A 16,091-nucleotide genomic window follows, 5' to 3' on the forward strand; every position below is an offset into this window, starting at 1 on the left:
TATTAACGGCGGCATTATATAGCATTTACAGCATAAAAAAAATTGCCGATAACACTTAATAACAGTTTTGTTTTAAGGCTTTTTATAAATAACAAAATGCCTAAATAAAACAATCATCAATGACAACAAAAACCCAAATAAAGAAAAACCAATACAAATCAATGCTCGTTTCGGTCCGTCTTTTATATCAGGGAGTATAGCTGGGTCAATCGTTCTGAATACATATTGAGATTGTGTTAGCGCCAACATTTTTGTCTGCTCTTGCTGTTCTATTAATTGATAGAATATTTTCTGCATATCAGCTATTGATGTTTCATTAAGTGTTTTTTTCAAGTAGTCGATTTTCGTCGTTGCTTGCTTTATGTCATCTTCTTGCATGCGAGCATTAATTTCAATTACTAATTTGTCCACTAAATCTTTCGCAACTACAGGAGAAAAATGTGTAATGGAAAGCCACACAAGATCTTTTTTCTTATCCTCAACGACCGTCAAATTCTTAGATAAAATATGTTCATAAACTTCCTGAATACCTGGCACTGACTTCCGTGGTGGACTAACTTCACGTATCCATTGCTCTGTATTGATATCATACACGTTAGAGTTATACATTAATTTATTAGCAGAAAGCTCCCAGCCATTCGTTGCCATTAATATCGGCTTCAAATCATATTTATCAACAAATTGATTTAAAAAGCCTCTGCTTTGTAAAATTTGCAACGCCAATGCTGATTTATTTCCACCACTCCCACCTAAATTAACTCCTGCTATAGATGCCAAGCCCCCTAAATCTGACTTTAACCCATTCAACATCCCACCTTGAGCTTCTTCAACGGGAGACAACAACACAGTGGCTTTGTATATATTAGGTAAAGACAGTGCGTAATAAACACCACTAACGGAAAAAACTAACGAGCAAAGGATGATAATTATTTTACCTTGATATAACGCTCGTAAGATTTCTGACAAATCAATTTCATGACTTTTAATAATATCCGACTCTTTAATTTCCACAAAAATGCCTTATTTACTGCTTAATGTATTAAGCGACGCCGCCGCTAAGCCGAGTTGGTAGATAATCTGAGTTGCGGTGCTCCATAGTGTTAGGCTGTCAAGATGTTGGGTATCTAACGGAACAACAATGGTATCCCCTGGGGACAATAAGTTACTTTTACTGTTCACTGCAAACCAAGAATTATGACCATGCGGGATGACCACTGAGCCATTCGCTTTAATAACATAAATACGGTCTTCATCTGCCTTCTGTTTTAACCCACCACTTGCGGCTAAATAACTTTTCACATCTTTATTCGCATTATAAATATGTGTAGAAACAACATTCACCTCACCAATCACACTGACTGAATCTTGCATAGGCGGAACATATAGCGCATCTCCATCTTCTAATTGTAAGGTTTGTGTAGATGCATTATCTAAATCTATTAATAACCGTCCTAACGCCTCAACTTTTGACAGGTCTCTTAAGATTTTGTCCATGTCGCTATATGATAAGTTAGCACTCGTTGTGGAACTTTTTTGGAAACTGTTCGTCACTATATCTCTTCTCAAATCTTGAGTTAATTTTTGTATTTGTGACGCTTCTTTTAATTTTATGGACTCTCTAGTGAATATAGCACCACTTTTATGGGCAAATTTACTAAACCCCCCAGCGCGACCAAGTAAGCTTTCTAATGTTTCCCCTCTTCGAATTGTATATGTACCTGGAAATAAAACTTCTCCAATTACTTCAACTTCTAGCCGCTCTTGCCAATGTGGTTTTGGGAAAATATTAATTGTATCTTTACTGACAATTTCATGTGTTGGCGCTTCTAATTCATCTATCGCATTAAATTGTAAGTGTTGAACTTTATCACTGCCCTCAAAATCAATACGGGTTAATTCAACATTTTCAAGATAAGCTGATTCTAATAAACCACCTGAAGCATTTATCACTTTCTCAAAGTTAGCTAATTTAGGGAGCGGATAAACTCCAGGGAATTTCACTTTGCCGTTAACGGCAAACAATTTGGCCGGTTCAGTTGCAGATGATTGTTTCTGCAATTTTGCAATAATCGGAGACAATAAGTTATGACGACTAAATACAGCATGCTCATTATCTTTGATTTCATCATCGACTTCAAAAAGTGCAGCAATACTGTTAATTGATTCTTTTTCCTCTAGGTCTTCTTCTACCTGTAAGCCAATATAGTTCAAGAACTCGTCTTTCTCATATTTCTTCCACAATCGGATATTTTCTCGCAGTTTCAACTGCTCCTCATTGTAGGCTAAATCCGATAGCAATGACTGTTCATCTTCTATCAGGGCATAACGGCTAAAAACCACGATAATGTCATTACTACGTAACTCGACATCATGCCTCTTTTTTATAACAACATCTTCCAAAGAAAACTGAATAACCTCTATGTCCCCTTCTAAATTCGCTTCTCTAACAACTAAAGAATAGGAGTAATCGGCAAGAGAAAGTAAATCTTCTCTCGGGCTAGAAAATACATCCCTAACAGTCTTATTTGGTTGCCATTGATAGTGACCGGGGCTAGTTACAGCACCAATAAGTGTTATAGTGTTTTGTAATCGGCTTGACGTCGCATTAACTTTAATTTCATCACCGTTACGAGGCTTATAGTTCGTGTTATTTGCAAAATCATAATTTAACGTAATGCGCTTTCCATCTCCGTTATAACGCGAAACAGCCACTTTTGAAGTTTGCGCGCTCGCTTTAAACCCTCCTGACATAGCAACCACACTGTCGATAGAGTCGGTCTCTTTCAACTCAAAAATAGCTTGCCTGTTCACCTCTCCCTTTACTGTGATTCTTTTCGCCGCTGGAGGAATAAATACAACATCTCCGGGCTTGAGTACTACGTCATTAGAACTATCACCGAACAGCAGCAAATCATATAAATCAAATTTAGTAACTAACTTTCCAGCGCGTTTAACTTGAATGCTTCTAAGTGACCCTGTTTCATTTACGCCACCCGCAACAAACAATGCATGTGTAACTGTAGCTAATGGCGAGACCGTATAGCTTCCTGGTTTATATGCTTCACCAACAATCATAATACGCATTGGGTTTAACGTACCCATGCTAATGAATGCTTGCACACCAATCATTTCTTTGGAAACTTTAGCTTTCACTAACTCTTTGAGCTCTTGAAATTGCAGCCCAACAACGCCTATCGGCGATAATTCAGGTATTAATAAACGCCCTTCACGGTCAATTTTAAGTTCATATTCCTGATTCATTTTACCATAAAAATTAATTTTGATTATATCACCTACTCCGACTAGGTATGTGTCCGGAATAGCTGCCAGCTCTGTCGGCATAAATGTGGTTGGGTTACCCGCAAACAACTCGTAACCAAAAGGCTTTAACTCTTCTAATTTAGGCTTGAACTTCTCTTCATTCTCATCGCCCTCATCAAGTATTCGCGGTTGAATTGTTTCTTTTGGAAGTTCAGGTTCATTACTCGTAGTTGAATTTCCTTTTAAGCTACGTAAGTCAACCCCATATTTTTTTGCTAGCGCTTCTTGTTGAGCTTTCGGAAGCTTTTTGAATTGCTCCATCTGCTGATCTGATGGGGAGGCTGCAACAGCACCTTCCATAAACACACTGAAAAATAAACATAATAAAGCCGCAATGACAGCCAATTTACTGAACTTCACAAATATACCCTTATCAATTAAGTGCGTGAGTTAACCGGCGTATTGTATCGCATTTTCAACATAAAAAAAATGGGACTAAAAGCCCCATTTTTGTTGAAAATTGTAATAACTAAAAGCTATACACTAACGTCAGTGACGTTTCAGTATCTGTACTTTCTTTTCCATCATCTACTTCCGAGTTGTTTATGATGTTGTAAGCCACTTTCATTTGTAGAGAACCGTTAATTTTAGTTAACAACGCAGACTCTGAAGTACTCTTCGTATTTGTACTACCAGTTTCGACAGAAAAAAGCTGTGTGAACTTGGCATTGTCAGAAATCTGCCAACTGTAATCCATTTTTGCAACGCCGATAAATTCGTTTTCAGAAGTACCCGCCAATGGAGTGCCATTGTCTAATTCAGTACTGTCATCTTGATACTCAAAACGCTTAATACCTGGACCCACTTCAAAACTCAATTCCATATCATCACGCTCTAGTAACCTTAAACCATAACCAACTGATATTACTGATTCTGAGCGGTAAGCGCCAAAAGAGTCTGATACATATGAACCTAACACAAACAAGTGGCTGCTATCACTATCGAGCTTATAATTCCCCTGCATCGATAAAGAATACTTTTCGTTAGTACGCTCTTTTACTTTATTTCCATCGTCATTTTCGATTTCATCTTCTTTGAAAATACCACTCACTTTATATTCATTATGCCAATTTTCTAGCCGATGCTTTGCCTTCAAATTACCTTTTAGAGTCGTTGTTTCTGTATTACCACTGGTAATGATAGCACCCACTTCACTGGTCACTTCCCAAGCTTGTTCATTTTTTATATCCTCAGCATAGGCATTCGACATCACAACAGCACATACACACATAGATAACAATTTAACTTTCATTACTTTTATAACCTTTCTGTTAAGAGTCTTTATGAAGGTGGACATCCATTTGAGGAAATGGAATACCAATTCCGGCTTCATCAAGAGAAATCTTTATATTTTCTACCAAACTAAAGTAAGTTGGCCAATAATCGGATGTGTTTACCCAAGGTCTCACGACAAAATTAACACTTGAGTCAGCTAGTTCTGATACGGCAACGGTGTAAGCTGGATCTGTTAAAAGTCGTGTTTCTTTGTCTAATACATTTTGTAATACTTGCTTCGCTTGCTTTAAATCTGCGTCATAACTTACACCAATCACCAAATCGATACGGCGGGTTTTCTCTCTTGAGTAATTGACGATTGCACCAGACATAATAGCCGAATTAGGCATAATAATAACTTTGTTATCAGGCGTACGTAACTCTGTAGAAAATATCTCTATCTTCTCAACGCTACCTGACTTACCGCCTGCTTCAATGAAATCACCCGACTTGAAAGGCCTTAGCATAATAATCAACACGCCTGATGCAAAGTTTGATAATGATCCCTGCAAGGCTAAACCCACAGCTAAACCTGCTGCACCGAGAATAGCGATGAACGATGTTGTTTCAATACCGACTTGTGACAGCGCCATCAATACCGTTGCAGCAAACACAAGTGCATAAATAATATTTGCAACAAACCCACCAACCGCTTTATCAATTTTTCGCTTTGAGAATGCTTTTTCGGTCAATCCACTACAGAGTTTAGCAACCTTAATTCCTAACAACAGAATCACAACTGCCAGAATAACTTGAATTCCATAACGCAGTAACATATCTGAGTTATCGTTTACCCAATTGATGATGGTTTCCATAGAGCCTCCTAGTGAGCGCTTATAATAGTTTTGTCGGATCTTACATAGGTTATATGAATATTTGCTGTATGGGATGACTTTTTTACTTTTTTCCTTTTTTAGAAAAAATTGCATTTTTTACTTTGCAAGACGCGAATTATTATGTATTATCCGCGCCACACCAAACGAGGTGTGTTGTGGCGGCTGTAGCTCAGTTGGTAGAGCCCTGGATTGTGATTCCGGTTGTCGTGGGTTCGAGCCCCATCAGTCGCCCCATCTTTTCTTATTGTATACATTTCTAAATACTCAGATATCATTTATTTTGATACTTTGCTATTAACACCAGAACATTCTCTAAATAAAGTATTTTATATCCAACTTCTCTACTAATCTATTTCTCATACGTATATTGTCACACCTATATGGAGACTTGCAGATCCTTGAGATATAACGGTGCTGTAATCAGTTTACTATTGAGGTAATCCAGTATTTATAGCACTGCTATTACACTCAAATTAGCAATAAAGGTTTAGCTATGCCTAGCAGGTCTAAATAAGCTAGGTTAAGTGACACTTAATACAGCAAATATAAACAACAGCAAAGTGCAATGCCTACTAATCAACAATAAATGCATTCACAATATTGATACAGCTGCACGCAACAAAAACACAACACTTATGCAATTTCAACTGTGACGCTTACTGCATTCAATTAAAATAGATTACAATAATCTCAATATACCTTTCAGTAAATATCTTACTTTACAATACATCGCAATCTCATAGCTTTATTACAGACAAAAAAATGCCACCTTAAAGGTGGCATTACACACGGGATTATTTCTATTTACAGATAGAAATTCGGTTACTTCCAGCTCGTCATCTTGTGACCTTTCAGAGCATAGAACAAAATAAATAAGTAACTTGGTATCATTAAGCTATACGCCCCTTGAGCACCAAGGCCAGCTACATTTCCAAGGCCAATCAGTAAGGGCCCCAACGCACCGCCCGCAATACCCATAATAAGTAGTCCCGAAGCAGTGCCAGTCAAGCGACCGAGGCCATTTAATGCCAATGGCCAAATAGCAGGCCATACCATGGCGTTAGCAAAACCAAGTAATGCTATACACAATAGCGGATCTGGTAATTGAGGTCCACCAAATGGAACAAGTAAAATGTTAGATATCGTAAATGAGTCGTTACTACCCATTACAACCGCTAAAACTGTAATGATACCAGCAATACCAGACATCACTAATGCGTTTTGCTGAGACATAAAACGCGGGATCAACGCAATACCAATAGCATAGCCAATCAGCATACACGCCATAGTGTAAGACGTCATCACGGAATAATCCGCTATGCCTAGCTGTAATGCATAAGAACCAATAGTATCAGCTGCAATAACCTCGACGGCAACATACAATGCAATACCAATAACACCAAGTACCAAATGAGGATGGCTCAATGCTTCTTTTAATTCACCCTTACCGTTACCACCTGACTCTTCAAAAACCAGATCTGGTAATGGTGCGATTTTTGCGAAAACAGCAAACAAGAAAATAAGGCCAGCTACCCCAATGTAAGGCATAATTAAACTATTCGCCATCGCATCTTTTTGTTCTTGTGATAATTGTGACCCAGGCTCTACAACACCACTGACGACGACTGCTGCAAATATGATTGGTACAATCACACCCGCAGACTTATTCAATAGTCCCATAATACACACACGGACCGCTGCTGACTTTTCAGACCCCATTTTAACAACGTACGGGTTAACCGCTGTTTGTAATATCGTTTGACCAACACCTATCATTAGCTGCGCAAACAAAAATATCTCAATCATCTGCATTTTTGCAGCGGGAATATACATTAACGCAGATGCTGCCATCACGACACACCCTAATGCCATGCCATTCTTATAGCCAACACGCTTAATTAGCATAGCCGAAGGTATTCCTGCGACTGTCACGGCAATATAAAACGAGGATATGATGAACGACGCTTGCAACGGCGTTAATTCAAGCATTTGTTGTAAAAAAGGTGTAATAGCCCCGTTGAGCCAAGTAATACACCCTAAAATAAAAAACATCGACCCAGCGAGCACCATAGGGAGCCAGATACTCTGCTTTACATTATCTTCAATTTCCACTGTCGCTTCCATAAGTTTCTTCTTGTTGCTAATTAATATACTAAAGATCTGTAGATTGCACAGATCTAGGACTAAATTCAGAATAACTTCTGTATAATTATTAGACATCCACGCTCATTTTTAAGCGTATTGATGTAGTGTTAGGGCTACCACTCAAAAATGACAGCGCTGACATTTAACTTTACGTTAAAATTTAACTTTTGACTAGCTAGAATTTAACCAGTTAATTTACTAAAAAAGGACCTTACGGTCCCTTTTTAGCAAACATATCAAAAATATTACTTTAACTCTGTGATACGGCTCGTATTTTTATCTCCTACACGCGTCCTTAGTTGAACGACTTGACCGTCATTATGACTGATCGGATCTGAATAAAGCTGCCAAGTTTGTCCTCGGTCTAAGCTATATTCGATATCTAAATAAGGGAAAGCGCTGTTGGCATAAACAAGTGCTCCTTTTTTAACTGCCCCTGGTACTGGTAAATTCACATTTACACCAGACGCAACCAACTTAGGGAGTTCCTTTATAGCCAATGCAGTGGAAAAGCTTTGCCAATCGTTTGAAAAAGGTTTAATTGCAATTTCATCCCCTTCCCATTTAGCTTTATGCCAAGCGCGCTCTGCTACAGATAAAATGCGCGGGAAAATCATCGCTAATACCTGCTCTTCAGTACGAATGGTTTCGCTCCACACTTGCCCTTGCATACCTAAGATATTTTCTGGCTTTTCAAGCTTAGGCATGGCACGTCCAACGAGTGCTTCTAAATTTACAATCGGTTCTCGAGTTCGCGTAAAATCAGCATTGGCGTATACATCATCAGGCATATAACTAAACGCTTTTTTAGTATCAATAAAACGTGTTGCCCAATAATAACCTCGCTCTTCTGGATGAGCTTCATATGGATGATCAAAATACAAGTGTGTACCATGAGATAATACCACTTGATATCCATCATTGGCTAACCGGTATGCTCTATCTGCAACCCCCCATTCCCAAATATTGTCCCACACATTTGCAGTAAAAATGTCATTGGGGAACTCATCTCTTTTAAAAGGATTTACTTTGTCATACATTAATCCATCCTCCCAAGCGCCAGGAGAAATACCGCGTTTGGCTAATATATGAGCCACCTTTTGAGTAAAGTATGGCTTTAAATCCGCTGGCCCTGCAATCCCGTTATTCGCATCCATAAATAAAGCATCACAAGCGGGAGACTGTGTCCATGAACCTGCACCGACTTCATCTCCACCAAAATGTAAATTCGTTAATCGAGTCCCCGCATCTCGATACATACTTTGTAGCTCATAAGTCACCTTCTCGATAAAAGCATACGTAGAGTCTAAACACACATTAAATGAATTGTCTGTGTAGTTTTGCACCGTGATATACTGTGACTCGTCCTTTGGATCTGTTAATAAGTACGCTTTAGCTTGCTCTAACTTCCCTTTGGCTTTGAACGTATTATACCTCGCTTCCATAGATTTGATCGCTGCGCGAGCGTGGCCTGGGCCTTCAATTTCAGGAATAATTTGAATATGTCGAGCATCTGCAAACTTAATGAGTTCGACAAAGTCTTTGCGAGATAAAAATCCATTTCCAGAGCCTGATTTAAAAGGCCCCGTGCCCAACTGAGTTAATAAGCAACGTTGCTCTTCTAAATCAAAACAGCGATGAGCCCCAATGTCTGTTAGCTCTGGTAAGCCTGGAATTTCAACTCGCCAACCTTCATCATCTGAAAAATGCCAATGGAATTTATTCAGCTTATAACGCGCCATTTGCTCCACTAATTTAAATAATGCGTCTTTGCCATGATAGTTACGTGCATTGTCATAATGCATACCACGCCATACAAACCTTGGGGTATCTTCAATCTCAACATTAGGAACTTTAATGGTATTTTTGCTACTGGCTGGAAATAACGCGAGCAAACTTTGAATACCATAAAATACACCTGCGTTATCGCTGCCTATAATTTCAATTTTATCGTCATCGATTTCTAACCGATAACTTTCAGCTGCTCCCTCTGCGAGCTTCTCATCTACGTTCAAATAGATAGTAGGAACATTTGATGCCTTAATGTGATCTGCTGCACTGTGTAAATCTAAGCCGTAGTTGGCTAAATCACTTTTTAAAACAGCTACCTCTGAAGTCAAACGACCAGCAAAACGTATTTGCCATGATGAATCTAACACCGCTGTTCCACGATTGAAATCAACCTTTAGTGGTGTTGGAATGATCCGTTTCAATGCCGCTTCTTTTGAAATAGACGCAGAAGAAAGATTACGCTCATAACGCAATTGAGCAGATGCTAGCTGCGTTTTATCTATCGGATCATTATATCGCCTAAGCTGATTCTCCCGCTCAAATGGGGCAATGTATTGCTTAAAATCTTCCGTGTCAGTATTTGCAAAAATAGCTGGAGTATGTTGCTTTGACACCATAAACGCACGCGGCATAAAGTCACTATATGCTGCTATCCATGCACCTGCTTCAAATTCAACGGTGAGACTTTCACCGATAGCCAGCCCTGCAAAATCTTTATTTGGTACAAAACGATGTAAATCACCATTTACATGCTCTATCGTAAATCCATTAACTGACTTAGTATGAATTTTACGTACCGAGTGGATGTAGATTTGCCAATCAGCTTTGCCTTTTTCCAAAACAATATTTGAATTATTTGTCAAAGTCATTGAGGCTATTAAACTTGAGGCACCATTATGAAAGTTATCCTCTGCGGCAAACACAAGCTTGGTGTCCTGCGTAAACGCATTCAGTTGTGATTGTGATAGATTTGCATTGGCGAACAGGGGTGTCGTGATCAGTAAACTTGCTAGCAAATGTTGCTTAAAGGTCATAGGTTTGCTCCTTGGTAAACACCTGTGGCTCTATTTATCTATATAGAAGCTTGAGCGTAAAGTGTTCAGTCACTATTAACAATAACCTCATCATATAAAATCAAAAATGACAGCGCTATCAATATTTACTCTGATGTATGGCTTCTTGAAAAAATATAAAAAAAAACCCACAAAACAGTGGGCTATAATTATTAAATTTTATTAAAGTTAAAATCTTACCAAATTTTTACGCGTTCAGCCGACCGTATATACATACCATCGCCCTCTTTCACCTTAAAGGCTTTATAAAACTCAGGCATATTTGGTAGCACACCAATTACTCTATAATGACTTGGTGAGTGAGAATCAGTCATTAACCTATTTCGTAACTCTTCCTCTCGATATTGTCTACGCCAAATTTGTGCCCACCCCATGAAAAAGCGCTGCTCGCCAGTATAACCATCAATGATAGGGGCTTTTCTTTCCGCTAAAGAAAGTAAGTAAGCTTTATAAGATACCGTTAAGCCCCCTAAGTCACCTATATTTTCACCTAAGGTAAGTTCACCATTTACATGCGCATCTTCAAAAGGACTAAACTGGTTATACTGAGCAACCAACTTACTCCCTCGTTGCTCGAATTGTGTAAGGTCCGATTCGCTCCACCAGTTACGTAAATTACCTTCTCCATCATACTTTGACCCTTGATCATCGAAACCATGACCCAACTCATGACCAATTACAGCGCCAATGGCTCCATAATTCACCGCATCATCAGCCTCAAGATTAAAAAATGGTGGTTGCAATATTGCAGCGGGGAAAACAATCTCATTATTTACAGGATTATAATAAGCATTCACTGTTTGTGGTGTCATGAACCACTCTGAGCGATCCACTGGCTTTCCTATTTTATTGACCATATCGTTATAAGACCATTGCGTATAGCGAACATAATTACCTAATAGATCATCTGGACTTATCCGTAGTTGCGAGTAGTCTCGCCATTTATCTGGGTAGCCAATTTTAGGAGTAAACTTACTTAGTTTATCTTTTGCTGCAATTTTTGTTTCAGGGCTCATCCATTCAAGGTCATCAATGGCCTGATCAAAGCCTTTAATTAGGTTACTTACTAACTCGGTCATCCGTGCTTTAGCTTCTGGAGGAAAGTACGTTTCAACGTAAATTTTACCTAACAATTCACCTAAAACTTCATTGCTAGAGTCAACTGCTTTCTTCCAGGTTGGTGCTTGTTCTTGTACGCCTCGTAACATTTTACCAAAGAAATTAAATTTAAGATTTACCATTTCTTTGTTCAAAAGCTCAGCATGATTATTTACGAAGTGAAAAGTAAGATAGTGTTGCCACGTTTCTAATGGGCTATCAGCCACGACTTTCGCGAGATTTTCTAAGTAAGATGGCTGATTTATGACGACGTCTGTCACGTTTAAATTTGCAGAAGCAAAATAGCTTTCTAAATCAAATGATGGAATGAGTCTATTTGCATCAGCCATCGACAATTTATTATAAGTTTTAGTTGCATCTCTACTCTCCACCCTAGACCACTGAACCGCAGCTATACGACTTTCAAGCTCCAGAATATTACCTGCAGCCTGTTCAGGCTGAGGGTAACCCAATCGAATAAAAACTTGCTGAATGTATGTCTTGTATGCAGCGCGTATACTTACAAACTTCTCGGTATCCTTTAAATAAAAATCTCGGTCGGGTAACCCCAAACCACTTTGATACAAATACAATGCGTACTCACTTGAGTTTTTTGCATCATTATTTACATACCAGCCAAAGGGAGTTGTTCCACCATTCAATAACATAGAAGCCATGACACGAGGTAAGTCGGCACGACTAGTCAGCGAGTCTATTGGCTCTAAATATGCCTTCAAGGGTGATAAAGCTAACTCTTCTCTTGCTGTTTCATCCATGTAGCTCCCATAAAAAGCTGAAAGCTTATATTCATCACTTCCTACCGCCATTGTGGTATTTTTTAGTGCATCATCCAATACTTTACGCAAAGCTTTTTGTGATTCATCATACAAAGCTGTAAAAGAACCATAACTCGATTTATCCGCTGGAATTGCTGTTTTCTCAAGCCATTTTCCATTGACGTGATAGTAAAAGTCATCTTCTGCGCGGACTGAAGTATCAATATTATTCAATTCAATACCTGACTTTAGTTCTAATTTATTGTTTTTATTCAAGTCAATTGGATCTACTTGCATCTTACTTTCAGCGGGAGGCTCACTACAACCAGCTACACCAAGGGAGATTGCAACACCTAAAGCTGCTAAAGATATATTTTTCATCAATGTATTCCAATATGAGTTTAGCTTTATAATAAGCTACCCATTCCCATAGTGGCAACAGTTATGATCATCTTAAAAAAGCCACGTGAAGTACAGCATGACTATATTTACAATGGCATACTTTATGACATTTCAGTGTGTAATTTATCAATAATTGCTTGGTTCGCTGCAGGAAACGCATAATTATTTAATGAGGTTATCTCAACCCACTGACATAGCTGCGCTTCTAAGCCTTTAGCTTCTCCTGCAAATTTATCAACTATATGAACAATCAATCGTACACATTTATCCCCATAATCATGCTCTATGATTTGTAGCTCACGAGAGCCTAATACATCAATATTTACTTCTTCTTTTAATTCTCGCTTCAAAGCTGTAAAAACCGTTTCCCCTACCTCTACTTTTCCTCCAGGAAACTCCCATAAACCACCTTGGTGCTGAGATTCATGCCGCTTACTGATAAATATCTTTGAGCCTGTTTTAATCACACCAACGGCGACTTCAATCACTTTTTTACTCACAACATCTCTCCAGATCAAAAAAGCGACTCTAAAGCCGCTTTTTAAAAAATCAAAATTTACAATGTTATTACTTTAGTTTGCCACAACATTGCTTAAACTTTTTCCCAGACTGACAAGGGCACGCTTCATTTCTACCAACTTTTACGTCAGTTCTTGCTGCAACCGATACCCCCTCAGGTACATCACCACCAACGTGCTCAGCCTCAGCATGTTGATATTCTTTTGGCATTTGCTCACTGCGGCGATGCTGCTCTTCTACTTTCTCAACGTCTTCCTCAGCACGTACTTGTACTTTGCTAAGAATACCCACCACATCAATTTTTAAATTTTCCAACATTTCAGAAAATAACTCAAATGACTCACGCTTATACTCTTGCTTAGGGTTCTTCTGAGCATAGCCTCGCAGGTGAATACCTTGTCTGAGGTGATCCATTGCTGCCAAGTGATCTTTCCAATGTTGATCAAGGCTTTGTAGCATAATCGCTTTTTCAAATTGGCGCAGTACGTCAGGACCAACCATTTGCTCTTTATCTTTATATGAATTTTCAACTTCATCATTAATTCGATCGCGCAGCTTTTCTTCATACAGCTTTTCATCGTCAGCTAACCACTTTTCAATGGGTAACTCGATTAAGAAATCGCCCTTTATACGATCTTCTAGCCCTTTAATATCCCACATTTCAGCTAAGCTTTGTGGTGGAATAAATTGATCAATTGTGCCGTTTAAAACATCACTGCGGATCGCATTAATCGTTTCCGATATATCGCCTTCTTCCAATAGCTCATTACGCTGCTCATAAACAACTCGGCGTTGGTCATTAGCAACATCATCATATTCAAGCAGCTGTTTACGGATATCAAAGTTTCGCGCTTCAACTTTACGCTGAGCATTTTCAATAGCTCGGTTTACCCACGGGTGTTCTATCGCCTCACCGCGTTGCATACCTAACTTACGCATCATATTTGTCATTCGCTCACCGGCGAAAATACGCATCAACGCATCATCCATCGACAAATAGAAACGGCTAGAACCCGCGTCTCCTTGGCGACCCGAGCGCCCTCGTAGTTGATTATCGATACGACGTGATTCGTGACGTTCAGTACCTATAATATGCAAACCACCTGCGGCTAACACCGCATCATGAGTAACTTTCCACTGAGCTTTTAATTCTGTAATCTGTGTTTCTGATGGGTTGTCAAGTTTTTCTAAATCACTTTGCCAATTACCACCCAAAACAATATCTGTACCGCGACCAGCCATATTTGTAGCAATTGTGACTTTACCAGGCAAACCAGCATCAGCAACAATATCGGCTTCTTGAGCATGGAATTTAGCATTAAGAACATTATGTTCTATTTTTTCTTTTCTCAAGAAATGCGATAAATACTCTGAGCTTTCAATTGACACTGTACCAACAAGAACAGGCTGCCCACGCTCCTGACAGTCTTTAATGTCTTCAAGAATGGCTTCAAACTTCTCTTCTTGTGTTAGATAAACAAGGTCTGCCCGGTCATCACGAACCATTGGTTTATTTGTTGGAATAACAACAGTATCTAAGCCATAAATTGATTGAAACTCAAATGCTTCAGTATCCGCTGTACCAGTCATACCTGCCAGCTTGTCATATATTCTGAAGTAATTTTGGAAGGTAATTGATGCTAATGTCTGATTCTCATTTTGAATACGAACACCTTCTTTCGCCTCTACCGCTTGGTGTAACCCTTCAGACCAACGACGTCCTTCCATTGTACGACCAGTATGCTCATCAACAATAATAACTTCATTATCTTTAACAACATAATCAACATCTTTTTGATAAAGTTTATGTGCTCGAAGGGCGGCATAAACATGGCTTAACAAGGTGATACTTGCTGCCGAGTAGAGTGAATCACCTTCTTCAATTAGTTTATGCTCAAGCAATAGCTCTTCAACATTAACTTGGCCACGTTCAGTTAAGTGAACCTGTTTTGACTTTTCATCAATTGTGAAATCACCGTCACCTTCCACACCTTCTTCATCTTCTTTATCTTGAAGAATTAGCGATGGCACGATCTTATTTATCTGAGTGTATAGCGCAGAACTATCTTCTGCTGGACCTGAAATTATAAGTGGTGTACGAGCTTCATCAATCAAAATTGAATCAACCTCATCCACGACAGCATAATATAGTGGACGTTGCACTCGCTCTTCTACGGTAAACGCCATATTGTCACGTAAGTAATCAAAACCGAACTCATTATTCGTGCCATAAGTAATATCAGCACGATAGGCTTGCTTCTTTTGCTCAGGCATCATACCCGGAACGTTGCAACCAACACTTAGGCCTAGGAATTCAAATAACGAACGGTTTGTTTCTGCATCCCGTTTTGCAAGATAGTCATTCACTGTAATAACGTGAACACCTTTACCTGTTAAACCATTTAAGTATGCAGGTAATGTTGCTGTTAATGTTTTACCTTCACCGGTGCGCATTTCAGAAATACGGCCTTGGTGTAACACGATCCCACCCACCATCTGCACATCGAAGTGACGCATGTTGTAAACACGTTTTGAGGCTTCACGTACTGTCGCAAAGGCCTCAGGTAAGATATCGTCTAAGCTTGTACCTTGCTCAAAACGCTCTCTGAACTCTGCTGTTTTCGCTTTTAGTTGCTCATCAGTTAGAGCTGCGTACTGCTCTTCTAAGGCATTGATTAAGGTGACCGTCTTTCTTAAGTTTTTAATAGTGCGGTCATTGCGACTACCAAAAATCTTGGTAAAAATATTAGCTATCATGTTAAAACCGTTTTCACTCTATTGATGGCTGACCTTACCTATGCTTATTCGTCATTGGGTACTGAGGTCGCACTGCTTCCTGTGGGCAACAAATGCTT

9 protein-coding genes and 1 tRNA gene are annotated in these 16,091 nt (G+C 39.1%); 1 reads left to right on the forward strand and 9 read right to left on the reverse strand.

Annotated elements, in window-relative coordinates:
- Positions 1–72 precede the first annotated feature (72 nt).
- From PAUR_RS14860 to PAUR_RS14875, 4 genes are all read right to left on the reverse strand, one after another.
- Positions 73–1,011 (reverse strand): Wzz/FepE/Etk N-terminal domain-containing protein, encoded by a 939-nt coding sequence (locus PAUR_RS14860; protein WP_192508454.1) that lies wholly within the window; start codon positions 1,009–1,011, stop codon positions 73–75.
- Between the two features lie 9 nt (positions 1,012–1,020).
- Positions 1,021–3,621: an SLBB domain-containing protein gene (locus tag PAUR_RS14865; protein WP_192508596.1), complete on the reverse strand. Its 2,601-nt coding sequence runs from the start codon at positions 3,619–3,621 to the stop codon at positions 1,021–1,023.
- Positions 3,622–3,790: 169 nt separating this feature from the next.
- Positions 3,791–4,573 (reverse strand): DUF481 domain-containing protein, encoded by a 783-nt coding sequence (locus PAUR_RS14870; protein WP_192508455.1) that lies wholly within the window; start codon positions 4,571–4,573, stop codon positions 3,791–3,793.
- Between the two features lie 19 nt (positions 4,574–4,592).
- Positions 4,593–5,411: a mechanosensitive ion channel family protein gene (locus tag PAUR_RS14875; RefSeq protein ID WP_192508456.1), complete on the reverse strand. Its 819-nt coding sequence runs from the start codon at positions 5,409–5,411 to the stop codon at positions 4,593–4,595.
- Between the two features lie 179 nt (positions 5,412–5,590).
- Here PAUR_RS14875 and PAUR_RS14880 point away from each other — a divergent pair.
- Positions 5,591–5,666: transfer RNA gene (locus tag PAUR_RS14880), tRNA-His, on the forward strand.
- Between the two features lie 588 nt (positions 5,667–6,254).
- Here the strand turns inward: PAUR_RS14880 and nagP are convergent.
- The 5 genes from nagP to secA all read right to left on the reverse strand — a co-directional run bounded on the left by nagP (position 6,255) and on the right by secA (position 15,993).
- Positions 6,255–7,556 carry an N-acetylglucosamine MFS transporter NagP gene (nagP, locus tag PAUR_RS14885; RefSeq protein ID WP_192508457.1) on the reverse strand — a complete coding sequence of 434 codons (1,302 nt, stop codon included), beginning with the start codon at positions 7,554–7,556 and terminating at the stop codon, positions 6,255–6,257.
- 266 nt (positions 7,557–7,822) lie between these two features.
- A complete protein-coding gene (locus PAUR_RS14890; RefSeq protein WP_192508458.1) occupies positions 7,823–10,402 on the reverse strand; it encodes a family 20 glycosylhydrolase in 2,580 nt (859 codons plus the stop codon).
- Positions 10,403–10,617: 215 nt separating this feature from the next.
- A complete protein-coding gene (locus tag PAUR_RS14895) occupies positions 10,618–12,696 on the reverse strand; it encodes a M13 family metallopeptidase (RefSeq protein WP_192508459.1) in 2,079 nt (692 codons plus the stop codon).
- Between the two features lie 122 nt (positions 12,697–12,818).
- The gene (mutT, locus tag PAUR_RS14900; protein WP_192508460.1) at positions 12,819–13,217 is read right to left on the reverse strand and encodes an 8-oxo-dGTP diphosphatase MutT; all 399 of its coding nucleotides are present in this window, start codon (positions 13,215–13,217) and stop codon (positions 12,819–12,821) included.
- A 67-nt stretch (positions 13,218–13,284) separates the two neighbouring features.
- Entirely contained in the window at positions 13,285–15,993 is a 2,709-nt protein-coding gene (secA, locus tag PAUR_RS14905; protein WP_192508461.1) for a preprotein translocase subunit SecA, read from the reverse strand.
- Positions 15,994–16,091: the final 98 nt, after the last annotated feature.

This window comes from Pseudoalteromonas aurantia 208 (assembly GCF_014858725.1).
GTDB classification, from domain to species: domain Bacteria; phylum Pseudomonadota; class Gammaproteobacteria; order Enterobacterales; family Alteromonadaceae; genus Pseudoalteromonas; species Pseudoalteromonas aurantia.